Raw genomic sequence first — 24795 nt, forward strand, 5'->3', positions numbered from 1 at the left:
CATTCCCCAGCTTTGTATATACAAAACTGCAATGCAACGAGGAAAACCTCTCAATGACATACCAAAAAGAAAGGGCACGACATACAGGTCGTGCCTTTTCTTTATCATCTGTTATTTCTATTTATTTGTTTTCCTGATCTTTCTTTCTCATCTTAAGCTTCAATAACGCTTTCGCTTTCAGACAGTCAATACGATCCATATTGTTCTCACCGACAACATTTGTCTCTTCACCTGTCGCGCTCTTATTGATATCTACGATCGCATCCAGATAATCATTCACAACTACAAATTGTGCAACCGTACCATTAAAGGTAATTCCCGTAACAGGAATGCCACGCTCACCGATCTGTTCAATCGTATTTGTGTAATCGACATGGCTGTTTCCCCAGCCATCACAGGACAAGATAACACCGTCTGCACGCATACATTCTGCTGCTACAGCCGCTCTCGTACCAACAAGCATCTTGTCTTCGTTACCATCCGGAGAACCGACAAGCATGATTCCCAGCAGATCAAGGTCTGTATCTTCTGCAACTACCTCAAGAAGCGGGTCTCTGAAGTGATGTAATGATGTTTCTTTTGTTGAAGGACCAATTCCCATAATATTCTTCTCCCTTCTTACTGCATGGAACGGATAATTCCGTCTCTATATTCATTCGGTGTAACTATTACCGGCATATTGCCCATATCAATGATGGATTTTGATCCAATCGAGCAAGATGGCTCTTTCGAGAACATATGAGTATCATACATCGCCCCCTGCCCTGCGACCTGTTTGATAATCAAAACACGTTTCTTACCGGGGCGTACTATATCATGATATACATGCTTCTCCGTACACTGATTTCCATTAAATTTTTTCAGTTTTTCTCTGAAAATATTAATGAATTTATCACAAAGCAAATGTGCTTCCGTCGGACCCGGTCTTTCCTGTCCCATACCTGCTGCAAGTGTAACATCGAAGGAAATAATCACATCATTATCTCCCGGAGTACCCGCCTTATTAAGCACGAGCTGCTCTTTTAAGTTACCTTCTGATGATCCAAATTCATGACACTGCTTTCCATTCACATCTACACCGGTAAGCATCACGTATACACCGGTAATTGTATGTGTGATTCCTTCTCCCAATACTCCGAGCACTTTTGTAGAAATCGGAATAATGTCCATGATCGTGTTGGTCCAACGATCATGATCTCCCGGCTGGATTACCTGAATATCAATATCTGTAATATACTTTGCATCCTTTAATAATTCCGGGATAATATCTTTACAAACAGTCATCTTTCCGCCTGTTGTAATATCATTACGATCACCCTCAACAACCGTATCCATATGATATGCTTTAATGGTTAGGCGACGTAATTTCTGTTCCTCAACTGTCATATTTTCTATATCCTCCTTTAGCATTTTTTGCTACGTAAACTCACTTGTCTTTATTTTATCATACCAGTATACAAAATCAATCCTTTTTTATTACTCTTTCTATAATCAATGAAAGAATCTAAAAAGGGAAATGGACAAGCCATTTCCCTCCTGATGTTTGTTGTATATTAGATTTTAGCAACATACTCGAATGGCAATGGAACGATCTTTCCAGGTGTCTGGATCTCAACCAACTGCTCAAGAGTAGCTTTTACGATAGCTGTCTGCTGTTCCACATTGTGAGGACCACCTGCATTAGCACCCATAGGTACCAACGGAGCAACCGCACGTGGAGTACCAGTCTGACGTACAACTGGTGGAAGAGCTGCAATAATAATTGTAGGAATTCCAGCCTCTTCAATCGCTCTCTGCACCAATACTGCAGAGCGGTGACAGGTACCTCATCCAGCTGTGAGGATAGCTGCATCTACGCCTTCCTCTTTCAGCATTGCTGCTACTGCAGGACCTGTCTCATGTTTGAATTTTTCCTGGTTTCCGCCACCACCCATGAATCCAGCATGGAACGGAGCTGTAGCCTTAATAAATCCTTCTTCTACTAATTCATGAAGTCTATCGATAGGGAACATACAGTTGATATCTTTATTAACATCACTGTTATCATATCCACCATGAGATACCATCAATTTATCAGATGGGCATTTATCATCGATCTTTCTCCAAGTAAAGTCACCTGCAAGGTTAAATCTTTCCTGATCTACCTGATGTACACCTGCTGCTGTAGCAAGAGCAACTGTCATATCCTTCAACTCTTTCTCTACTGGTGTCCATACCATCGGTGGAGTAATTGGAACGAAGATTTCTGATTGTAATCCTTTAACAACCGTTAAACTCATTTTTATTCCTCCTCTTTCTTTAAACGAGTGCTCATTTCTGCTTGTTTACGACGCTCTTTTTCTAAATTACTGACGTACTTTTCATGGATTTCAGGACCAAGCTGCTCCGGAAAACTCATATGCCATCCAAATTCCTGACCAATCTTTGGTTCAGTATCACAGATAAACATTCTCTTCGGAGCTTTGAAAAATCCCAATCGTCCTTTTAAATCCACACTGATGCTGCAATCATCAACATCAACACAGATTCCCTCCATGTATATGATTCTGTCACCATATTTCAATCGTTCGTCATTCATTTAAAACACCTTATTCTTAGTTGTATCCTTTATCAATACGTTTCTGGCTAAGTGGAAGTGCCTGCTCATTTTCTACAAGATCAATCTTTGATCCGATAGCATCTTCGATCACTTCAATGTTCGTAGCCTTAACGTTCGGATTCCATTTCTTTTCTGCTGGTTTAATTACTTCACCTGCCATCTGAACTTTGAGCATCTCAAGAGCACGAATTGCATCTTCGTGGCAAAGTGTATTGTTTCCAAGGATTTCGTTCTCAATACCGCCTTCAGATTTGTTGTTATCTACCATTGCTGTCATGTACTTGTTACCAACTACGAGCGCTCCCTGAACTGCACAGTATGAAAGTCCTACTACAGGAACTCCTCTCATACCAATCTGCTCATGATGACTTGCAAAGTCGATATGGTTGTTTCCGAAACCTTCTGTTGTAATAAATGCACCGTCAACGTCCATCATTTCTACTGTCTGACCAAGTCTTTCAGATACATAGAACTTCTCAGCGTTGATCTGTGGAGATCCAACAAAGATTACACCACAAAGGTCAATTTCTGGATCAGCAAGTGCCTCAAGTACAAGTGGCTCTCTCCAGTAATGTCTTGTCATCTCTTTAGATGCAGGTCCGATACATGTAAGAGCGTGGATACATCCATCAAGAACTTCCAATGGGCTCATACATACTGGAAGGTTACCAAGGTCAACGTTAGCTCTTGCTCCAAGAATTCCACATGGTTCTACCGGAAGGATGAAGTTATCATGCATAGCTCCCTGTCCCATGATTTCTTTACAAATAACTACTTTCTTCTGACCTGGGTGACGAACCTGAACGAATTCCTCTGTATCTACTACAAGGTCTTCTTCAAGTTTCTTCAATGCTTCACGGATTTCCTGTGTGATAATATCAAATGCTGTATGTGCAGCCATAGGTCCACGACGTTCCATGTTTGTCTTTTCCTGAACTACGATATTACCTTTGATAAAGATTTCTCCCTTATCTGGACATCCCGGACGTCCCCACATAATGTTTTCATCCATATATCCTTCGGAAGAACCGAACTCACCGATCTGAACTCCACCTTCGTCTGTTCCTGAAAGCATCATGATAGCGCCATCGATTACTCTTGTAACGCCCTGTCCGATCTTAGCATCGCCTTCTTTTGTTGCGATTGGCTGAACATCCATGATTGTCTCAGAATATGTGTGATACTCCTTTGGTGTAACGATTTCAAGATGGAAATCTTTAACAAGATCAGAATTAGCAATTACATCTGCTTCAATACCTTCACGGATTGTAAGAACTGTTCCTTCGATCTTTGTCTCTGGTCCTCTCTTAACTTCTGTGATAGCAAAATGTTTTCTTGTAAGGCTTCTTACAACCTTTCCTTCTTTTGCTACTTCTTCAGCTGTCGGAGCTGCTGCTGGAGCTGCTGCCGGAGCTACTTCTACTACCTCAGCGCCTCCGCCAAGTGCACCAACCGGAATAGAAAGATCAATATCTTTTCCTTCACCAATGTGGATTTTAAGAACTCCGCCTGCAACTGCTGTTGCTGCTGGAGCTGCTGCTACCGGAGCTGCTGCTGGAGCTGCTACTGCTGGAGCCGCTTCCTCTGCTGCTTCCTCTGCTTCTTCCTCTACAGAATCTTTTGCTCCCTCAACAACATCTGCTGTCAGCGGTGAAAGAGAATCAAGAGTTTTTGTAAGTTTTGCTCCTAAAATTTGTCCAATTTTTAAGCATCCATCAAGATTCAATAATCCAGAGTCAACTAACTCATCAAAAATTGCTGGATCTTCAAGATTTGCTGGCTCAATAATGATTCCAGCCTCTGCTCTACAGCATAACACTGCAGGATCATTTGCATGTTGTTTCGCTGTTTCAGCTGTAATAGACATATTGTTCCCTCCTTTTAATTACTTCGCTAATTGTGATAATTAACATATATATAATTGCTTCGTAAAGAGTCATATCGGGGAATCACTCCTTACTTCTGCAATTTATACCATAACTAGTCTTCTACATCAATATCCTGGTCAACCCATTTAGATACTGTAAGCTGACGATACTGTGCGTGACCAACCGCTCTCATAACATGATCTGTCTGATGGAATACTTTAAGTCCCATCTGAGGAGCAGATGCCATAACTGTGTTTGTACAGTCTGAACAGTTACCAATGATAATATATTCGCAGCCATCTTTCTTAAACTGCATATTGTTTTTAACCTGTCCAGGACAGTTTCCAGGACGAAGGCACTTAAGTGGTGCACCCGGTTTATTCTCAATTGCCTGTTTACATCTGCATACAGACACAACTTCACCATGCATTTTCTCTGCGATCACACGCATACGTGCTTCATTACCGCCACATGCACAGACAAGAAGTCCCACTTTCTTACCTGTAAGGTCTGGCATTTTGTATGTTGTAAGGATACCACCTGTTGTCTTTGTCGTTGGCTCATCAAGCTCTACTGCATGTCCTGTGAACGCTCCACCCATGATGATTTCACCAACTTCATCCGGTTTATCCAGTCCGCCGGCTTTTTCGATCATCTCACCAACAGAAACACCGATCGGTACATCCATAAATACATGAGCTGCATTTCCACCTTTGATGTTACCGCGAACTGTCATGTTTTTGCTGATACATGGTCTCTTCTCATCAATTGCCTCAGCAATTCTTGCTGCGGTCTCAAGGTTAACAACAACGGCTCTTGCCGCTGAAGGAAGCTGTGTTGTATCAAGGTTTAATCCAAGGCACTCACGAACAACTGCACGCTCTTCTCCCATCGGGTAAATATCCGGAAGCAGATGCAATGAAATATTCTCTTCATTTTCAATTGCTGCCATCAATGTTTTCACAGCTTTTTTATTTTTCTTTTTAATTGCGAAGATTGCTTTATCAGCCTGTGTGATCTCCATACTGTATTTTACACCACGAAGGCATTTATCACACTGTTCTTCAAGCTGTCTGATGTTGTGTTCAAGTCCCGGCTCACACTCTGCTGCATTTACTAAGATGTAGCTGTATTTACCCGGCTCTTCTACATCATCGATTTCCGGATTAATCTCCGGATTCATTTCTCCAAGAGGTGTCTCAGCAAGGTTGATGTTAAGTTTAACTCCTGTCGGGAATCCAGCGCCTCCCAGACCTACAACTCCGGCTGCTTTAACCATATCAAGCTTTGTAGCATTTTCCGGCAATCCAACTGATTCATCAATTGGCACGAACTCGTCCGGCTGTTCAGCAGCTGGTTCAATAATAATACGATCATCTGTGATCTCAGCTACTTTTCCATAAACACTTGAGAAAATATTTGCTCCAAGTCCTGTAGGTGTAGCAATCAGAGTACCTTTTTTTACGTCTGCCCCTACCTCAACGCACGGTGCGCACGGAGCACCCACGTGCTGACGCAATAAAATCTGTACATTTCCCATGTCACATTCTCCTTTTCTTTTTTAAATATAAGCAAAAACGAAACTCTCCATTTCGTTTACTTATTCCCCAATCATATATTTTTGTATTTTTCTATTTATAAGTTTTATCTATGAGTATTTGCCATTTTTTTAACAGCATTTGCTTCTTTTTTGGCGAGGGCATGTGGGAATCGAACCCACCCAGGACGCTCTTAACGCCCAACACTAGTTTTGAAGACTAGGGGGCACACCAGTCACCCAACTACCCCCATAGATATATTATTTCATGCGAATTAACAATAACACACTTTCCCATATATTTCAACCGTTTTTATTTATTTTTATAATAGCAAAAAAGCATTGACTTTTCAAGGTTTATCCTACATAATGAAATTAGAAATTGAACGCGATACTAGAACGCAGTCTATTTGTTAAAAATCTGTCGTTTTAGAAAAATTAGTTTTATGCAATATGTAAAAAGGCACTAAGAAAACAAGGGGGTTTTCTAGGTGTTTTTATAAACGGCTTATAGATATTATCTATGGGTCCAATTAAAAACAAGGAGGTAAAGAGATATGGCTTTACAGGCAAATGTTAATTTCGATCGTTTCGAGGCTGCATTGCAGGTAGTTGATTCTCACACTGTTGGAGAGTTCTGCCGAATCGTTATCGGTGGTTTTCCAGAGCCAGAAGGAAACACAATGATCGAAAAGAAAAAATGGATGGAGAAGAATTACGACCAGGTTCGTACAGCGCTTATGTTTGAACCAAGAGGACACCACGATATGTTCGGTGCATTCCTTTGCAAACCGGTTCACCCAGAAGCAGATTTCGGAGTAATGTTCATGGATACAGGCGGATACCTGAACATGTGCGGTCACTGTACAATCGGTGCTGTAACGGTTGCAATCGAGGCTGGTCTTGTTGAATCTCACGAAGGAGAGAACGAGGTTGTATTAGATGCACCAGCTGGACTTATCCGTACAAAAGCTATCGTAAAAGACGGCAAAGTTGAAAGCGTAACATTAACAAATGTACCTGCTTTTGTTTACAAAGAAAACCAGAAAGTAACTATCGACGGAAAAGAAATCGAATTCACAATTTCTTTCGGTGGAAGCTTCTTCGCATTGGTTGATACTACAAAACTGGATATTGGAGAGATCAATCCTAAGACTGTTCCAGAATACACTAAATTAGGTATGAAGATGCTGGATGTTATCAACAAAGAGATCCCTGTAAAGCATCCATTGCTTGACATTGATACTGTTGACCTGGTTGAGTTCTACGGACCAACACCAAATCCAGACAAAGCTTCTATGAGAAACGTAGTAATCTTTGGAGATGCTATGGCAGACCGTTCACCATGTGGAACAGGAACAAGCGCTAAACTTGCTACTCTTCATCACTGGGGAGAAATCGGCGTAGGCGAAGAATTCATCTACGAAAGCTTTATTGGATCACTGTTCAAGGGCGTAATCAAAGAGACAACTAAGGTTGCAGATTATGACGCTGTTATCCCAATGATCACAGGAAGCTGCTATCTGACAGGTGTTGCTACATACTTGATTGATCCAACAGATCCATTGAAATATGGTTTCCAGGTAGGCTAAATACAATCGGGGTTTTATTAGCATACAGTATAGGACAGAAGCGGATTATATTTAATCCGCTTCTGCTTATATCATGATATCATTTATTTTTATACATTCACCAAGAGAAAGGAATGAGTGCCGATGCCACGTAAGCGCCAATCCACCAAAAGCCGTATTGTAAAAGCCGCATGGAATTTATTTTACAAAAAAGGCTACGATAAGACTACTGTGGAAGATATCATTGCGGCGTCTAAGACATCAAAAGGCACCTTCTATCATTATTTCAAGGGCAAAGAAGCTCTGTTAAATTCTTTATCCTATCTATTTGACGAAAAATATGAGGAACTGGCCGCTGTCATCGACCCTAACTTATCGGCTTACGATAAGCTTTTGTTTTTGAACCATGAATTGTTTTATATGATAGAGACAAGCGTAGACATCCATTTGCTCGCTTCCCTCTATTCATCACAATTGATCACAAAGGACAAGAAGTCTTTGTCAGACCACAAACGTTTTTATTTCCAATGGATAACTGAGATTCTGAAAGAAGGGCTGGAACACGGAGAATTCAAGAATACAAGTTCCGCCGAAGAGCTTATGAATATTTACGCCATGTATGAACGTGCCATGCTATATGACTGGGCACTTTTCAAAGGGAAATATTCTCTGAGCGAATATAGTGACAAATTGCTCCCACATGTGTTAGATTCTTTTGTAACAGGAGTATAAATTTATATATAAAAAGTCGAAGCTCATCTGAACTTCGACTTTCTTTTTTATACCATGCATTCATGCATAGCCTCTTCTTCAATTCCAGTCTCTTTCATCATGGATACAATCTGTTCTCTGTCTTCAAGATCTGCGCACCAAGAAAGCCCACAGCCCGCTGATATTGCTCTCGGGACCGGAATGATACGTCCCGGTACATTCTGCTCTTTGCATGCCTTTTCCATTGCCATTGCATCTGCAGTTGTATGGAACGTCACAACTAATTTTAGTTCTTTTTTTCTCATGTCTACTCAATCACCACTTCGAAGTATCCGTCTTTCTCCGTAGAAACTGGTTTTTTACCATGATCTTTCGCATATTTTTCTACATTCATCTTCTGATGCGGTTCTGTAACCAGTACTTTCACCGGCTCAGAAGCTCCTTTTAACGCTTCTGCTGTCAGCATAAGCGGTTCTGGACAAGAAAGACCTCTTGCATCTACTTCCTTCATATTTATTACCTTCTTTCCTAGAATACTATGTATTGGCTAATATTTCAATATTATTTTGCTTCATCTCTCTTATTAGTAAACGCAATGATGAAACATACAACAATACAGATAATGCATGCAATCTTACCATTCATCGGTACTGCTCCTGCAACAACTTCCTGTGTTTCAGCATTTAATGCGGTTCCGCTTGCAGCAAGACCAAAATTGTGGCATAACGCTGCTCCCACAAACATTCCAATTACAGTCATCGCTGAATCAGAAGAGCCCTGCCCTGCCAGAATCAACTGACGAAGCGGGCATCCACCTGCCAGAACAGCTGCAAATCCAACTGTATACATACCAAGAATGTTCCACAGATGCTCAGAATGTGCGATGATACCAGGTGTATTGAATCCAAGGACAAAACGTCCTGTTGCCACATTAAACACCAACATTACAGCAAACAATCCTGCAATTACACTAAATAAATCAAAATTCTTCATCAAGATAATATCTCTGATACTTCCAGCGAAGCACATTCTGGACTTCTGAGCAAAAGCTCCGAAAATCAGACCGCCAATCAAAGATGCAATAATTGGAGCATGCATACTTCCTGGTCCTGCTTCACTTGCCTTCAGAAGAGATGTACACAGTGCAAGAATCAAAATTCCAAGCATAAGTACCGGAAGAACAACTCCGCTTTCTTTATTCACCAGGTGTGCTCTTCCAAGGCTGAATCCCTTTTTAAGTGCAATAACACCTGTTCCAACTCCCAGTATAAATCCAATGAACGCTACCCATGCATTCAGATCTCCTGCTGACATACGAATCACCATACGCAGAGGACAGCCCAGGAATACCAATGAACCAATGACAATGATCATTCCTAAGATAAAACGGATCATAGGAGATGAGCCTGCTGTAGAACGATATTCTTTCGTTGCTACTGAGATAATAAAAGCTCCTAATACGAGTCCAATAATCTCTGGTCTTGCATACTGTACCACTTCTGCCTGATGCAGCCCCAATGCACCTGCCGTATCACGAATGAAGCAGGCAATACAGAATGCCATATTGGCCGGATTGCCCAATGCTGCCAGACATGCCGCTACAAGTCCACAGATAACGCCGGCCAGCGCTAATTTTTTCTTTGAATCTGATAAATTCATGTTTACTCCTCCTTTAAATTCCTCTCTCTTTCACCAGACACAAAAAATGGTTGTCCCATTCTAGTCTTGTGATAATTCGCGGATCGCTTTTATTGCCGTATCCACCTCTTCTTCCGTATTGTAATGAGAAAAGCTGAACCTTACAGCCCCCTGTTCTACCGTACCAAGTGCTTCATGCATAAGCGGTGCACAGTGTCCCCCTGATCTTGTAGAAATATTATATTCTGTAAGAAGTGCATCACTCACTTCGGAAGAATCATAATCACCTATATTCAATGTCACGACCGCGCAGCGATTCTTCGTGCTGAAATCCCCATATATTTTCACATTTGGGATATCTTTTACACCTTCATAGAATCTCCACATCAAATCCTGTTCCCGATTCCGTATTGAATCAATTCCTGTCTTTTCCAAATATTCCAATGCGGCATGAAGTCCTGCAATTCCATGACCGTTCAGTGTGCCTGCTTCTAACGCTGTAGGCATTTCTGCCGGATGTATCTTACTATAAGTCTGCACTCCACTGCCTCCAGACTTCAACGGACGAACTGACAGTCCTTCCCGGACATAGATTCCACCTGTTCCCTGTGGACCAAGCAACCCCTTATGTCCCGTAAAACAAAGTATATCAATCTGCATGTCCTGCACATCTATCGGAAATACACCTGCAGTCTGTGACGCATCTACCGCAAACAGGACACCATGCTTATGTGCCATCTCGCCAATCGGCTTTAAATCGATATAATTTCCCGTAAGGTTAGAACCATTCGTACAGATAATCAACTTGGTCTCTTCTGTAATCGCGTCCTCAATATCCTGAATGTTTAGCGTACCCTGCTCATTACTCTTCACAATTGTCAGCTTCACACCCCGGGCTTCCATCTCATACAACGGTCTCAACACCGAATTATGTTCCAACATTGTGGTAATCACATGATCCCCAGGATTAAGGATCCCTTTGATTGCTATATTCAAACTTTCTGTAGAATTATTCGTAAATGCTATCTGCCTTGCATTGGTACCATGAAAAAGATGACATAGTTTTTCTCTGGTATCATATATAATTCTGGAAGCACTTAAAGAGGCGTCATTGACGCCTCTTCCCGCGTTCCCCATTGAACTCATAGCGGCCACTACTGCATCAATTACTTCCTGTGGTTTATGCATGGTAGTTGCTGCGTTATCTAAATATATCATAATTATTGTCCGTCCTTTCCTCTTCAGAAACTCCCAACCGTATACCTATAAGTATATGCTGAATTCCCTGTTCCGTCTAATTGAAATACCTTATAAACAGCGCCAGTTATAGATCACGTCTATAACTGGCGCTGTTTAATTATTTTTCTACCGGATATACTTCTTTCACAACTTTGATAAATCTTTCTGCTGACCGAGACAACTGATAATTCTTGTTGTATACAAGATTAATATCCCTTCCCTTATCGGCCTTTGGAATCGGAAATGCAAGCACATATCCTGCTTCCGCCTCATCAGCTGTTGCCAGTTTGGATAATATAGAGATTCCCATTCCCTGACGGACAGATTTCTTAATCGTCTCCTGATTCTCGATACTTGCAATAATATCCAGATCCGACAAATCAACCCCTGCCTGTTTCAATTGCTTTTCCGCTTCTTTTCGGGTGCCGGAACCTTCTTCTCTTAAAATCACATGTTCTTCTAAAAGCCAGCTGATATCATCCGTCATGTGGTCCTTCAATTTCTGGTATTTCTCTGTATTCGGTGTAATAATAACCAGTTCATCTTTATAGAATGGCATGTATTTACAATGCTTCTTCTCCAACACAGTTCCTGTAAATCCCACATCAACCATATGCTCTACAATCTGTGTTACAACTTTCGCGCTGTCCGTCTCCATAATCTTCAGCTGCTCTTCCGGATATTTTTCATTGAATCGCATCAGCACTTTCGGAAGAAGATACTGTGCCGGTATGGTAGAAGCTGCAATCGTTATACAATGCTTTCCGCCTTCTTCTCTGGTTCCAAATCGTTCATCAATCTTCTTTTCCAGATCTACCATTTGTCTTGCATATTTATACAGATCTTTTCCATCTTCAGACAAACTGACTTCTTTTGTATTTCTAACGAACAGCCTTACATTGAGTTCCTTCTCCAAAGCTGCAACATGTGCACTGATCGTCGGCTGTGTCAGATATAACTTTTTTGCCGCTTTCGAAAAACTTCCTCCTTCTGCCACCTGGACAAAGGCTTCTAATTGCTTTAAATTCATTAGTACGCTACCCTTTCACTCTCTGCTCCTGTTTTCTTGGTTACCTTGATTCCATCCATATATTCAAGTATAGGTTTCGCACTTTTTCTACTAGTCTCAAAAATATCTCTTACCTGCGCAATCGTGATCACAGGATTCTCCTGAAGTTTCTCTTGGATCAGCTCCTTCGCATGCTGCATATATTCACTTAAAGTATACATATCGTCTGTAACCTTAACAATCTTCTGTTCTTCCAGGAGAATATTCAAAATATCATCTACTATATCTCTGGATATTCCTTTGAAATCAATCTCGGAATAACGCACGAAATCATACTTTGCTTTTGCAAATGTATCTATCAATATCTTAGATACTTTGCCATATATCTCATCTTTTCTTACTTCATATTCCGGTGTACACAAAAATTCTTCCACTCGTTTCAAATGTCCCTCATCAATGAGTTTTTCAATGATCTTGTCAAACACATTCGGTTTGATCTTTGGGAAATGTGTAACCTGAACTTCCGCTTTTTTCATGCCATAACGATACGGATACTTATCTTCATAATTCTTTAGTGCCTGATTCAAGAGCTGGCCAGCCGCTCTTTTGCTGTCGGTATGCCATACATAGGTGTCCTTACGCATCGGAAATACGCAGACTAACCCTTGTTCCTCCAGTTCTTTGACATCTTCCTGTACTTCTTCAACAGAAAGCGCGGTTAATTTTGCCAGTTCTGTCATTGTGATCAATGTATCTTTGTGTTCTTTTACATGAAGTTCAATGACATCTGCTGTAGAACCAGATTCCTTGCGTTTCAATTCTTCGATGACCTCCTCACGGAATCGTCGCTTCACTCCTGGATTCGGTTCCAGAATCACGCCTCCTCCAATCGTTTCCATCGGTGAATAAAAACGGACAACGAACTTATCACCTCGTCTTACCGCAATCTCTTCCTCCAGCCGCAGCTGCACATAGCCACTCTCGCCCGGTCCAATCTCTTCCTTATCAAGCAAGACTGCACGACATAATATCTCACTGGTTCCCGTGAAGAAATGCAGTCTTGTATGGTTCGTCAGTATTCTCATAGATGAATCCAGGATCTGAAGTTTTACATCCAGAAGATCCGTATTCTTCATACTGTTTGGCGGCGCCAACACACAACCTCGTTTGATCTCCTTTTTCTTTACATTAGACAGATTGATTGCCACACGCTGTCCGGCATAGCATTCATTCTTATCTTGTCCATGTACCTGAATACTGCGAATCTTACATTCCTTTCCAATCGGATACATCTCCAGTGTATCTTCTTTCGTTATGGTCCCCGATACCAACGTACCAGTAATAATCGTTCCAAATCCTGACAGTGTAAATGCACGGTCAATCGGAAGTCTTGGAATTGTCTGCACGTCTTTTGATACTACTTCGTCACTGGTCATATGCACAATCGTATCTATCAGCGAATCCAATCCTTCTCCTGTCGCCGCTGATACTTTTACCACCGGTGCATGTTCCAAAAACGTTCCGTGCAGCTCTTCTTTTACTTCTTCTTCCACTAATTCCAGCCATTCTTCATCTACCAGATCACATTTATTCAGTACGATAATGCTCTTTTCGATCCCCAGAAGATTCAGAATATCCATATGTTCTCTGGTCTGCGGCATAATCCCTTCGTCTGCGGCAATTACCAACAGAACAAGATCCATACCTACCACACCGGCAACCATGTTGTTAATAAATCTTTCATGTCCGGGAACATCAATAATTCCGGCACGATCTCCGCTTGGAAGATCAAAATACGTAAAACCAAGGTCAATCGTAATTCCTCTCCTCTGTTCTTCTTCCCAACGGTCTGTATTTCTTCCTGTCAATGCCTTGATCAATGTTGTCTTCCCATGGTCGATGTGACCTGCAGTACCAATAATTATATTCTTCATAACAGGCTGGTCTCCTCCAATATATCCAGTTCTTTTAACTGGCTGATGATTAATTTAAATGTCGTCTTATCCAAAGTACGGACATCCAAAAGAATGGTGTCATTGACCGTCCTTGGGATAATCGGAACCGGAAGATGTCTCATCCGTTCTTCCAACTCCGGTACACTGATCTTGTCTGGATGAATCGTCACTGCCATACTCGGAATCCGTTCCAGCGGAAGTGATCCTCCACCAATCTGTGATTCACATGGCTGCACATCTATTCTGGCCGGAAGTCCCGCACGTTTTAACATGCGGCTAAAACTTCTGGCATCATTCCTGATCTCTTCCAATGGTCTGGTAATCATACGAAGTACCGGTATATTCTGAATTGCTTTCTCTTCAGACAGATACTCCTGCAGCACCAATTCCAATGTTGCCGCTGTAAATTTATCAATTCGAAGAGCACGGGTCAGCTGGTTCTTTTTCATCATATCGATATATTTTTTCTTTCCGATGATGATTCCGGCCTGTGGTCCACCCAACAACTTATCTCCGCTGAAACATACTACATCAGCACCTTTGGCGATTGACTCCTGTACCGTCGGTTCGTAAGTAATCCCATACTTGCTAAGGTCAATCAGCACACCACTTCCCAAGTCTTCAACAACCGGAAGATCATGCTCTTTGGCAAGCGGTATCAATTCATCAATACCTACGGTATCTGTAAATCCCACGATACGGTAATTACTCGTATGCACCTTCAAGAGTGCTTTTGTCTCTTCAGTGATTGCATTTTCATAATCATCATAATGTGTCTTATTCGTAGTACCAACTTCTACAAGTGTGGCACCACTCTGCTCCATTACATCCGGAATACGGAACTTACCACCAATCTCTACCAGCTCACCACGGGATACAACTACTTCTCCGCCTTTTGCCAGTGAACTTAGGATCAGCATCACCGCTGCCGCATTATTATTTACTGCCATGGCAGCTTCTGCTCCGGTAATTTTACATAATAATTTTTCAAAATGAGAATAGCGCTCTCCTCTGCGACCTTCTTCCAGATTATATTCCAGATTGGAATATCCGGTTGCAATTGCTGCAACTCGTTTCATATGCTCCTGGCTGATAGGAGCTCGTCCCAGATTCGTGTGGAGAATCGTCCCAGTCCCATTAATGACCATACGCATATTCGGAGTATGCATAGCTGCTACTGTTCTCTCAATATGCTCTTTCAAAAGATCAATCTGAGTCTTGGCTTTATCTTCCTCATCGCATTGACCGATATATTTTCGAAGCTTATCCATCTCTACATGGATCGCTTCCATGACCGTATCTCTGCTGTAATGAGCAATTAACTCCTGAATCTCTTCATCCTCCAGCAGAACATCTACCTTTGGAATACTGCGATATAATTCCTTCTTGTTCATCGTCTTTTCCTCTACATTCTATTCGTTTTAAAACAGACGGATTAATTTGTCACTTTTTTCTGCTACTTTTCCGATAATCGAAACCGTCGTATCCATACCTGCATTGTCAAAATCACGCAGCATGTCCTGAAGATATTCAGGGGATACGCTGATCAGCAGACCACCGGAAGTCTGCGGGTCATAAAGAAGATCAAGATAATGCTCTTCCACCGAGCCTGCTTCTACCTTACCGATAGAATATCCGCGGTTCTTATATGCACCTGCCGGAACAAGGCCCATCTTGGCATAATCGATCGCATCTGCAAAATAAGCAATATCTTTTACATTTATTTCAAATGTTACATCACTGGCAGAAGCCATCTCTACACAATGCCCCAGAAGGCCAAAACCAGTAATATCTGTACACGCAGAAACATCGTATTTCTCTACAACCTGCTTTCCTTTCTTATTCAGAGACGCCATAACTGTCTGCGCTTCTTTGATGGCGGATGCCGAAGCCATCTCTGCCTTAATGGCAGTATTCACCACACCACTTCCAATCTGTTTGGTAAGCACGAGAATGTCTCCAGCTCTGCAGCCATAATTTTTAAATATCTTATCAGGGTGTACAAAACCGGACACACATAATCCATACTTAGGTTCATCATCTTGTACAGAGTGTCCTCCTACCAGTACCGCACCTGCTTCTTTCACTTTATCCGCGCCACCCGCCAGGATGTCGCCCAAGATCGCCGGATCCAGACAATTCGGAAATCCGACTATGTTAAGTGCCACTGCCGGTTCTCCTCCCATGGCCCATACATCACTCAGGGAGTTTGCAGCCGCAATCTGTCCAAACATATAAGGATCATCTACAATCGGAGTAAAGAAATCTACTGTCTGAATCATTGCAATCTCATCTGTCACTTTGTAAATAGCTGCGTCATCGGACGTTTCAATACCTACTATTAAATTATCATCATGGAACTGGGGCAGCTTACTCAGAACCTGAGCAAGGGTCTCCGGACCTATCTTGGCCGCTCACCCAGCCGTTTTTGATAATTGCGTTAATCTGACATCAGACTTCATACTTTTGTTCCTCCTAAAAATATTTTTGCCCTGCATAGCTTACTATGCAATGAAAAAAGCCAGCTCCTGCTGTCACAGGAGTCTGGCCGTCTTACTATACACCTTACATTATGGTTTAATAATCTTTCCTGCTTTTGCCATCGTCTCAACAATGCTGTACATATTGGTCACAGAACCAACAGCCAGTTTTTCTTTTAATCCATAATAATCCAGGCAAGTTCCGCAAGTCATAATCTCGACGCCTTGTGCCTCAAGAGATTTCAGATCTGCCAAAGAGTCAGATCCTTCTGTTGTCAAAGTAGCTCCTCCATTATAGAACAGCATGGTCTTTGGCAATGTATCAAGCTGAGTTACTGCAAAGATAAATCCTTTGATCAGGACTTTCCCCAGCTCATCATTACCACTTCCCATACGGTCAGAAGAAATGACTACAACAGTGTTGCTTCTTGCGTCCGGCATACAGGTCTCTTCTTCCTGTTCCTCTGCCTTTGGAGCACCTTCCATCTGAATCGTAACTTTAAATTCGGCATCCCCTACTTTTTCAGAAGAAACTTGTCCTCCGGCACTTGCTGCCATCTTTGTTACATTCTGCACAGCAATCTCATTGTCTACCAGGACTTCAATTGTCTCTGAACCTGTAAGTGCCTGCATTGCCTTTTTGGTCTTAATAACCGGGATCGGGCAATTATCTCCCATTGCGTTGACTGTAATCATGACGCTTCCACCTTTCTTTGCAGTCTTTTTACCCTCAACACTTATAGACATATTCTATCATCGTTCGCATAAAAGGTAAATGACTTTTTTGTAATAATATGTAAAAGTTTCCGAAAAAGGCTAGAATCCACAGGTACTATAGCCCCGCCCTCTTTCGTATTCTTTTATATCAATCACACGATATGCTCCATCGGCATAATACGCAGGCTTCATCTGCCCTTTCTTAAATACCGCAAGAAATTCTTGTAATGTATGAACTTCTTCTGGGAAATAGGTCGCACACACTCCAACCTTCTCAGGTACGTGGCAGTCACTGGATCCCAATGTAAAACACCCCAGTTCCATCGCGTATCTTGCCGCTTTCTGGCAGGCCTCTACCGAAGTACTCCCATTCAGAACCTCCAGTCCATCCAATCCCCTTACCGTGCGAAGGTTCTCTTCCAGACCCCGGTTATTATTCCGAAACGGATGCGCCGCAAAACACACTCCACCTTGCGCTTTCACCAGATCAATGAAATCCTGCGCCGGGATTCTCTCTCTGGGATAATCCTCTATTCCAAACGCTACAATATCTCCTTGCAATGAAAAGAATTCAATTCCTACAAATATCGGGAATCCTGTTCTTGCCGAATATTCTGCCGCATAATCCTTCAGTCCCATATCATCATGGTCTGTAATGCAAATGGCTCCCAGGCCTTTTTCTTTCGCAATCTGTACCATCTGATCTAATGTTAGAAAACTATCTTTTGAATATGTCATTTCATGCATATGTGTGTCTATAAACATACCCTATTCTCCTTCGCCACCTTAGTATCCCTTCTCACTATATATTATATAAATCCTTGGCCTCGGCTTCAAATAGAGTTTTTTTATATTTGATGGCTATATATAGATATTATCAATATATTATCCAAAAGAAATAGGTCTGAGATCAACTCAGACCCTGTAGCTCTTGCTGATTAGGCTTCCCTATTTCTTTCCTGTTCGTACTTGCTTTTAACTCTTCCTGCTTTTCTATATATTCCTGAATTGCTTCATTTAATGACAACATCTTTTCATCCAGTGTAGACACCATCTCGGCACACTCTCTCAGATCCCGACTGATATACTCTGGCGCATTCCCTTCAAATTTATAATAAATCTTATGTTCCAGGCTTGCCCAAAAATCCATGGCGATGGTCCGGATCTGTATCTCTACTTTGGTATCGACTACACTGTCCGACAAAAATATCGGCACGGATACCAGCATATGATAACTCTTATATCCACTTTCCTTGGGATTCTTAATGTAATCCTTAATGGAAAGTACTTTCAGGTCGCTCTGATTTCCAATCATCTCTGCAAGTCTGTAAATATCAGATGTGAAGGAACAGATCAGCCTGACCCCAGCGATATCGTTAACATACTTTACCATGTTTTCAATTGATATCTCGTATCCATTTCTTCTTAATTTTTTTACAATACTTTCCGGTGACTTTACCCTTGTCTTGATATGTTCGATCGGATTGTATTGATGTACATGCTGAAATTCGTCATTCAATATATCCAGCTTGGTTCCTACTTCTTTTATCGCGGCGCTATAAAGAAACATAATCGTCTTCCAGCTGTCTACATCTTCATAATTCTTGATTGCATTCTCCATGTAGCATCTCTCCTCTCATCGGGAAGAGCTAATTCTGTACTATGTTAAGTATAACATATGAACCATGGGATGTCATGGATTTCACAATTATTTAAGAAAGAGATTATATTTACACTTCTATGCAAAATTCTAATACTCAATTCCTTCTCTCGCCATCTTTCCCAGATCATAAGGATGCTTTACCTTAACCATCTTTGTGACATAATCTGCGATTTCTAAAAAGTCATTGGATACCTCATGTCCCGTCAATATAATCTCCAATCCGCGAGGCTTATGCTGAAGGAAACTGATAAGCTTTTCTTCACTGAGAACTTGCAGCTGTACTGCACACAGAGCTTCATCCAATAACAACACATCAAACGGTGGACAGAACTTCACGATCTCGTCCAGTGCTTTATTATTATAATGACGCAGTTCTGCCTTCTCATCTCCATTCATTCTGCTTACGAACTTCACAGGTTCTCTTCCAGGAAGGCAGGTAATATTCGAGATGGACTCCAGAATCTTACGTTCATTCGAGGAATTATCTTTCAAAAATTGAAAAACAAGCACCTGAAGCCCACACCCGGCAGCCCTTACTGCCTGTCCCATAGCAGCGGTCGTCTTGCCTTTACCATCTCCATAGTATATGTGTATTCTTCCTGTGCCTGTCATAATCGTATCCCCGCTTTCGTCCATTTTGAAATCATCAACGTTACTCTCATTATAGTATTCTATTGCAAAATTGTATAGCAGAGATTTTATTTTGTTGTCTTTCTACTACATATCCAGCTTCATATCTCCAAACTGAATCCAGCCTTTTTTCCGCATGAATTCAGAGATACCCAGAGTCACGATTGCCGGCAGAATAATCTGGATGACCAGAATCTTTATCAGAACTACTGATGCTGGTTCTGTCGTGATCATCGTCTGCCACGTCATGATCTGTCCCACGAGACCCGCTGTTCCCATACCAGAACCTGTCGCATTGCTGGTCATATGCAATACTACCGTTCCTACTGGACCTAAAATCGCACTGGATAAGATGACCGGCAGCCAGATCACCGGTTTCTTCACAATATTCGGAACCTGAAGCATAGACGTTCCAATTCCCTGGGCTAATAGACCTCCGATCTTATTCTCCCGATAGCTTGCCACTGCAAACCCTACCATATTACAGCAACATCCTACCGTTGCAGCACCTGCCGCAAGACCGGACAAATTCAGAATAATCCCCAATGCCGCCGAACTGATCGGAAGTGTCAGGATCATTCCCATCAATACGGATACCACGATACCCATCAAAAATGGCTGTTGCTCTGTTCCCCAGTTAATCAGCGAACCAAGCCATGCCATAAATCCAGAGATTGGCGGCCCAAGAATCAATCCCACAGTCGCACCCGTTCCAATCGAAACGATTGGTGTTACCAAGATATCTACTTTCGTCTTTCCAGCCACCATATGTCCAAAGAAAATACCTACATATGCTGCAATAAATGCTCCCAGAGGTTCTCCTGGTCCGGCGTAAACCATTGCTCCATCAACCAGAACCGTTCCAGCCAACAGCTTGCTCGCGAATGCACCGATCATTCCAGCCGTTGCTGCCGAAACCACTACCAATGAGGATTCCTTGAATCTATAAGCCACTGCCACACCGATACCCGCACCAGTCAGCGAAGCTGCTACCTTACCAATTACAAAAATCATATCACCGACTGTACCACCCATCAGTGTGCCGACCTGTTGAATGATTGTACCGATAATCAACGTGGCGAACAAGCCTTGCGCCATCGCACTCAATCCATCAATAAAAATCTTATCTAATGCCTTTTTAAACCTTTCCATACCCTTCTCCTCATAGTCTATGTACTTTTACAGCTGTCTTGTCACTTGACAAGTCTAGCATAGTATAAAGTGGAAATCAAGCCATCCCCTTTACAGTTTTTTCAAAAAAATATATACTTTTATGTATTCATAGGGAAAAGCGAGGTATACTTTTATGTTTCGATTATGGGGAAAAGAATTTAAGGACAATAGAATGATCCGGGATACCGTCATCTGTGATGATTCGGACGATACCCGGACCCATAAGATTTTTCACGCGCTTGATGCCATATGTTATGAATTTGATCTGAGCAAACCTATCTGGCTGGATTCTACGATTGCGGAATTCAAACGTCATGACAAAGCGCGGTTTACACAGGATAATTTTGTGGATTCCATTGATTTTGACTACCTGGAAATCCATGTGATAGAAGAATAATACAATCCTCTATTCATTTCGTATTGCAGCCAATGGGCTTAAGTTCATGGCACGAAGTGCCGGGAAGTATCCGGCAGCTACTCCGACCAGCATGGCAAATCCCATGGACAATAATACCAGCCACCATGGTATATAGGATATGTTTCCATCGATTCCCATGGCTGCTCCATGACCAGTCAGGAAGTTAATCACGCCCGACATCAGGAAGCTTAGGATATTGCCAGCAATACCTCCAATCAGGCCAATGAATGCTGCTTCCAGCAAAAACATCTGCTTTATATTTTTAAGGCTGCATCCCAACACTTTGATCACACCAATCTCTTTGGTCCGCTCATAGATGGACATCATCATTGTGTTGGCAATTCCTATGGCGGCTACCAGAAGAGATACTGCTCCGATTCCACCCAAAACAGCTTGAACAATAGCGAACTGACTCTTCATGCTATCCAGATATTCTGCATTGGTCTCCACATTATAGCCCATTTCACGGATAACGGAAGCCACCGCATCCACATTCTCAATATCATCTACCTTGATCTGTGCATAAGAATAACAAAAGTCTTTGTATGGTTTTCCTGACTTTGTAGTAGGCTGCCCAGGGATGACTCTTCCTGAGAATTCTTTTTTCAGTATCTGTTTTAACGTATCCAGCTCACAGTATATATTGTAGTAATTGGCATTATATTCTTCCGGACTTCCTTCTACAATTCCACAAGCTTTTACGACATGCTTTTGTACCGATTGTACAACCACCTGCTGCCCGTCGGTTCCATCCACTGTTCCAGCAGTTGCTCCATTGCTTCCAGATTCATTATTCTGACTGTTATAATAAGCATCCTGATCTAGAATCATGAATAAAGAGTCTTTTGCGAAATCAATATCCGGTAATTCACCAGTCTCATAATACCCCTGATCTGTCCCTTTTTCATAAAACATCGTCGGGATCCCATTTCCATATACCAGCTCCAAGTGTCCACTATTCACATTCGGGAGTGTACCTTCAGCCAGTGGTATGTTCTTTGCTTTCAGAGCTCCAGGAGTCATAGCGACCAACTGCCCCCAGCCTTCATATTTTCCCTTTAATAAGATAACTGAAAGTTCATATACTGGAGATGCCATGGCCACATGCTCCAGATCCGCCAACTGAGCAACCGATTTGTCATTGATATATTTCGTAGATTCTTCTTCATCAGACGAATGATACATCATAGATTCCCCGGCCTGCGCTCCCGTTACTTTTATAGTAGTCAGGCCGCCAGACTGTTCTACTTCCCGATAGAGAGACTGCTGCATGCCAAGCCCCAGCGAGATCATAACAACAATGGATGCTGTACCGATCAATACCCCTAGAACTGTCAGAAATGTTCTTAATTTACGCCGTTTTAAATTACTGCTGCTCATCCTCAGAAGGTCCATCCAGTTCATCCAGCAACGCCTCCTCTTCTACTAATGTCTGTTTTTTCTTCTTTTTTCGAATGATGATCACTGCTGCCGCAATGACTGCTAATGCAGCAACAAGAATCAAGATTGGAATGACCGGGATTCCTCCCTTATCTTCCGCCTCCATATCCATGGCTGCCAGATCCGACTCACTGGCTTCTGTAACTTCCAACTGAAAGTCCTTAGTCATCGTCTTGATCTCACCGGCTTCATCCTCATAGCTCAATGTCATCGTAATCTTGGCAGGTCCTTTTGTCGCTTTCTTTCCTTCTACCATTGCATCTATAGAAGCGCTTGCGCCAGATTCTACATTGCCTACAAATACCTCTTCTTTGTCAATACAGCTTCCTTCAAAAGTAGCCTTTACATTATACAATTTAATCTTTCCAAGATTGTATAGATTACACATCACGTTGGCTTCCTCGCCCACTGCAATGCTCTCCGGGCTAATCTCAAATTCACTGAATTCGAATCTCGCATCCTGCTTGACCGGAATCGATATACTGGACGTTGCTTCAATCTGAGTCGCACTGGAATCCTCATACTTCATACTCATATCGATACTGTAAGGCTTCTGAAGAAGGTCGGCTTTTGCATTGAGCTGGATGGAAATATCCGCTGTTCCATTAGCTGCGATTCCTTCCAGATAGATAGAACTTGATCCTGACGCCGGAAGAAATGCAGGTGCTGCTGTCTGTTCATCACTTCCTTCTGTCGGTGCACTCAGGTCAAATAGCATATTGCTGACTCTTGTAGACTTTGAAGTATTTTTCAAATGAATCGTTAATGTAAAGTTGCTGCCCGCCCGTACTTCTGCCGGATCCGTGGTAAATCCTGTAACAATTACTCTCGGAACCGAACCTGAGCCCGCAGATCCGCCGCCGCTGTATGACACACCACCATTACTGAATCCACCTGCATCTGCTTCCTGTCCTTCCTCCTGGCTCGACTTCGTATCTTCCGGTTTTGCCGTTGTATTCACATAAAACTTCTGAGATGCTTTCACCTCATTCTCTGCCGTTAATACGAACTGAAGCGTATATCTTGCAGATGGTACATCTTCTCTTTGCACAAATTCAAATGTAAAGTCACAGGATTCCCCTGCCGGAATGACATCCACAGACTGCTTATAATCCTGATATTCTGTTTTAAATGGCCAGGACTCGCCGCTATCTCCTAATTCTGGTGCCAGAGCGACCTGACTTAATGGTTGTGATGTGCTGTTGGTCACGGTAATTGTCCATGTCTGTGACTGTCCAGCCTGAAACACTGGTACTTTGTTATCTTTTGCTTTAATAGTGATGATTTCCGGCGAAGCTGCCTGTATCTCAGCTGGTTTCACCATCGTTACCACCAATGCTGCCATGCAGAATCCTGCTAATACTTTCTTTAATAGTCTCATGTTCAATCCTCCCTCTCTTGATTGGTACGGTTATCCTCTATCTTTAATATTTTTCCATCCCGTATATGAAAAACCCGATCCGCATAAGTTGCCAGATGTGCATCATGGGTTACCATAACGAGCGTCTTCTTCTGTTCTTGCACCACCCGCTGCATCAATTCCATTACTTCCTCGGATGTGTGAGAGTCCAGATTACCGGTCGGCTCATCGGCAAATATGATCTTCGGATTCACCACCAACGCTCTTGCCACACCGACTCTTTGCTGCTGTCCTCCAGACATCTGATTCGGCAGATGGTTTTTATGTTTCTTCAGATTTACCAGATTCAGCATCTTATCTGCTTCTTTCATACGAACTTCTCTTGGCACCCCGCGAAAGCTCAAAGGCAATGCGACATTCTCCAGCGCATTCATGGTACCGAGAAGATGAAACGACTGAAAGATGAACCCGACATTCTCCCGCCGGAACCGCACCAGTTGCTCTTCATTCAGTTTCTCTATATGATGATGGCTGATGATCACTTCCCCTTTGGTGGGCTTTTCCAGTCCCGCAAGCATGTTCAGAAGCGTAGATTTACCTGACCCGGAAGTACCAACAATTGCGCAAAATTCTCCTTCGTAGATTTCAAAGTCCACACCATCCAGAGCCCGAACAACTTCATCACCTACCCGGTACAACTTATAAAGGTTTTTTACTTCGATTACCTTATCCATAGGCTCCTCCTCTCTTGATTCTGCCTACAGTATACGGTATAAAAACAAATTCT

At 42.3% G+C, this 24795-nt stretch carries 25 protein-coding genes and 1 tRNA gene; 3 read left to right on the plus strand and 23 right to left on the minus strand.

Annotation, left to right across the window (positions count from 1 at the left end; genetic code table 11):
• Positions 1–121: 121 nt before the first annotated feature.
• From ACQRD1_RS00465 to ACQRD1_RS00495, 7 genes are all read right to left on the minus strand, one after another.
• The gene (locus ACQRD1_RS00465; protein ID WP_235232229.1) at positions 122–601 is read right to left on the minus strand and encodes a glycine/sarcosine/betaine reductase component B subunit; all 480 of its coding nucleotides are present in this window, start codon (positions 599–601) and stop codon (positions 122–124) included.
• A gap of 17 nt (positions 602–618) precedes the next feature.
• Entirely contained in the window at positions 619–1386 is a 768-nt protein-coding gene (prdD, locus tag ACQRD1_RS00470; RefSeq protein ID WP_235232230.1) for a proline reductase cluster protein PrdD, read from the minus strand.
• Between the two features lie 167 nt (positions 1387–1553).
• Positions 1554–2279: a D-proline reductase (dithiol) protein PrdB gene (gene prdB / locus ACQRD1_RS00475; protein WP_235232231.1), complete on the minus strand. Its 726-nt coding sequence runs from the start codon at positions 2277–2279 to the stop codon at positions 1554–1556.
• A 2-nt stretch (positions 2280–2281) separates the two neighbouring features.
• Positions 2282–2578 (minus strand): CBO2463/CBO2479 domain-containing protein, encoded by a 297-nt coding sequence (locus tag ACQRD1_RS00480; protein WP_235232232.1) that lies wholly within the window; start codon positions 2576–2578, stop codon positions 2282–2284.
• Between the two features lie 16 nt (positions 2579–2594).
• Positions 2595–4466, minus strand: coding sequence for a D-proline reductase (dithiol) proprotein PrdA (prdA, locus tag ACQRD1_RS00485; protein WP_427786769.1), 1872 nt, complete (start codon positions 4464–4466; stop codon positions 2595–2597).
• Between the two features lie 113 nt (positions 4467–4579).
• Complete coding sequence (locus tag ACQRD1_RS00490) at positions 4580–6007, minus strand: proline reductase-associated electron transfer protein PrdC (protein ID WP_427786770.1); 1428 nt, start codon at positions 6005–6007, stop codon at positions 4580–4582.
• Between the two features lie 151 nt (positions 6008–6158).
• Positions 6159–6256: transfer RNA gene (locus tag ACQRD1_RS00495), tRNA-Sec, on the minus strand.
• Positions 6257–6561: 305 nt separating this feature from the next.
• Here ACQRD1_RS00495 and ACQRD1_RS00500 point away from each other — a divergent pair.
• Together ACQRD1_RS00500 and ACQRD1_RS00505 are read left to right on the plus strand one after the other, a co-directional pair.
• Entirely contained in the window at positions 6562–7596 is a 1035-nt protein-coding gene (locus ACQRD1_RS00500; RefSeq protein WP_235232235.1) for a proline racemase family protein, read from the plus strand.
• Between the two features lie 123 nt (positions 7597–7719).
• Positions 7720–8307: a TetR/AcrR family transcriptional regulator gene (locus ACQRD1_RS00505; RefSeq protein ID WP_235232236.1), complete on the plus strand. Its 588-nt coding sequence runs from the start codon at positions 7720–7722 to the stop codon at positions 8305–8307.
• 47 nt (positions 8308–8354) lie between these two features.
• Here ACQRD1_RS00505 and ACQRD1_RS00510 read toward each other — a convergent pair whose 3' ends face one another.
• The 13 genes from ACQRD1_RS00510 to ACQRD1_RS00570 all read right to left on the minus strand — a co-directional run bounded on the left by ACQRD1_RS00510 (position 8355) and on the right by ACQRD1_RS00570 (position 20769).
• A complete protein-coding gene (locus tag ACQRD1_RS00510) occupies positions 8355–8591 on the minus strand; it encodes a DUF3343 domain-containing protein (protein ID WP_235232237.1) in 237 nt (78 codons plus the stop codon).
• Between the two features lie 2 nt (positions 8592–8593).
• Complete coding sequence (locus ACQRD1_RS00515) at positions 8594–8797, minus strand: sulfurtransferase TusA family protein (protein WP_235232238.1); 204 nt, start codon at positions 8795–8797, stop codon at positions 8594–8596.
• A gap of 50 nt (positions 8798–8847) precedes the next feature.
• Positions 8848–9945 carry a YedE family putative selenium transporter gene (gene yedE / locus ACQRD1_RS00520; protein ID WP_235232239.1) on the minus strand — a complete coding sequence of 366 codons (1098 nt, stop codon included), beginning with the start codon at positions 9943–9945 and terminating at the stop codon, positions 8848–8850.
• 60 nt (positions 9946–10005) lie between these two features.
• The gene (locus tag ACQRD1_RS00525; protein ID WP_235232240.1) at positions 10006–11142 is read right to left on the minus strand and encodes an aminotransferase class V-fold PLP-dependent enzyme; all 1137 of its coding nucleotides are present in this window, start codon (positions 11140–11142) and stop codon (positions 10006–10008) included.
• Between the two features lie 139 nt (positions 11143–11281).
• Complete coding sequence (locus ACQRD1_RS00530; RefSeq protein WP_235232241.1) at positions 11282–12193, minus strand: selenium metabolism-associated LysR family transcriptional regulator; 912 nt, start codon at positions 12191–12193, stop codon at positions 11282–11284.
• A complete protein-coding gene (gene selB / locus ACQRD1_RS00535) occupies positions 12193–14106 on the minus strand; it encodes a selenocysteine-specific translation elongation factor (protein ID WP_347375738.1) in 1914 nt (637 codons plus the stop codon). Before selB ends, ACQRD1_RS00530 begins: the two co-directional genes overlap by 1 nt.
• On the minus strand, positions 14103–15521 hold the full coding sequence (gene selA, locus ACQRD1_RS00540) for an L-seryl-tRNA(Sec) selenium transferase (RefSeq protein ID WP_235232243.1): 1419 nt from the start codon (positions 15519–15521) through the stop codon (positions 14103–14105). The genes selB and selA overlap by 4 nt, the downstream gene beginning before the upstream one ends.
• 27 nt (positions 15522–15548) lie before the next feature.
• Positions 15549–16589 (minus strand): selenide, water dikinase SelD, encoded by a 1041-nt coding sequence (selD, locus tag ACQRD1_RS00545; protein ID WP_235232244.1) that lies wholly within the window; start codon positions 16587–16589, stop codon positions 15549–15551.
• A gap of 108 nt (positions 16590–16697) precedes the next feature.
• The gene (gene yedF, locus ACQRD1_RS00550) at positions 16698–17303 is read right to left on the minus strand and encodes a sulfurtransferase-like selenium metabolism protein YedF (protein WP_427786812.1); all 606 of its coding nucleotides are present in this window, start codon (positions 17301–17303) and stop codon (positions 16698–16700) included.
• A gap of 120 nt (positions 17304–17423) precedes the next feature.
• Positions 17424–18089 carry a PHP domain-containing protein gene (locus tag ACQRD1_RS00555; protein WP_235232246.1) on the minus strand — a complete coding sequence of 222 codons (666 nt, stop codon included), beginning with the start codon at positions 18087–18089 and terminating at the stop codon, positions 17424–17426.
• 145 nt (positions 18090–18234) lie between these two features.
• Entirely contained in the window at positions 18235–18945 is a 711-nt protein-coding gene (locus ACQRD1_RS00560; protein ID WP_235232247.1) for a GTP pyrophosphokinase, read from the minus strand.
• Between the two features lie 129 nt (positions 18946–19074).
• Complete coding sequence (locus tag ACQRD1_RS00565) at positions 19075–19623, minus strand: cob(I)yrinic acid a,c-diamide adenosyltransferase (protein WP_235232248.1); 549 nt, start codon at positions 19621–19623, stop codon at positions 19075–19077.
• 81 nt (positions 19624–19704) lie between these two features.
• Positions 19705–20769 carry a PTS sugar transporter subunit IIC gene (locus ACQRD1_RS00570; RefSeq protein WP_347375737.1) on the minus strand — a complete coding sequence of 355 codons (1065 nt, stop codon included), beginning with the start codon at positions 20767–20769 and terminating at the stop codon, positions 19705–19707.
• Between the two features lie 154 nt (positions 20770–20923).
• Between ACQRD1_RS00570 and ACQRD1_RS00575 the strand changes: the two genes are divergently transcribed.
• Positions 20924–21187: a hypothetical protein gene (locus ACQRD1_RS00575; RefSeq protein ID WP_235232250.1), complete on the plus strand. Its 264-nt coding sequence runs from the start codon at positions 20924–20926 to the stop codon at positions 21185–21187.
• 9 nt (positions 21188–21196) lie between these two features.
• On the opposite strand, the gene ACQRD1_RS00580 is transcribed toward ACQRD1_RS00575, so the two are convergent.
• Genes ACQRD1_RS00580 through ACQRD1_RS00590 form a run of 3 tightly spaced genes read right to left on the minus strand, consistent with a single transcriptional unit; the run spans position 21197 to position 24742 of the window.
• Positions 21197–22612 (minus strand): ABC transporter permease, encoded by a 1416-nt coding sequence (locus tag ACQRD1_RS00580; RefSeq protein WP_427786771.1) that lies wholly within the window; start codon positions 22610–22612, stop codon positions 21197–21199.
• Positions 22575–24029 carry a COG1361 S-layer family protein gene (locus ACQRD1_RS00585; protein WP_427786772.1) on the minus strand — a complete coding sequence of 485 codons (1455 nt, stop codon included), beginning with the start codon at positions 24027–24029 and terminating at the stop codon, positions 22575–22577. Before ACQRD1_RS00585 ends, ACQRD1_RS00580 begins: the two co-directional genes overlap by 38 nt.
• A 2-nt stretch (positions 24030–24031) precedes the next feature.
• On the minus strand, positions 24032–24742 hold the full coding sequence (locus ACQRD1_RS00590) for an ABC transporter ATP-binding protein (protein ID WP_427744737.1): 711 nt from the start codon (positions 24740–24742) through the stop codon (positions 24032–24034).
• Positions 24743–24795: the final 53 nt, after the last annotated feature.

The organism is Bariatricus sp. SGI.019 (assembly GCF_050315235.1).
Classification (GTDB): domain Bacteria; phylum Bacillota; class Clostridia; order Lachnospirales; family Lachnospiraceae; genus JAFBIX01.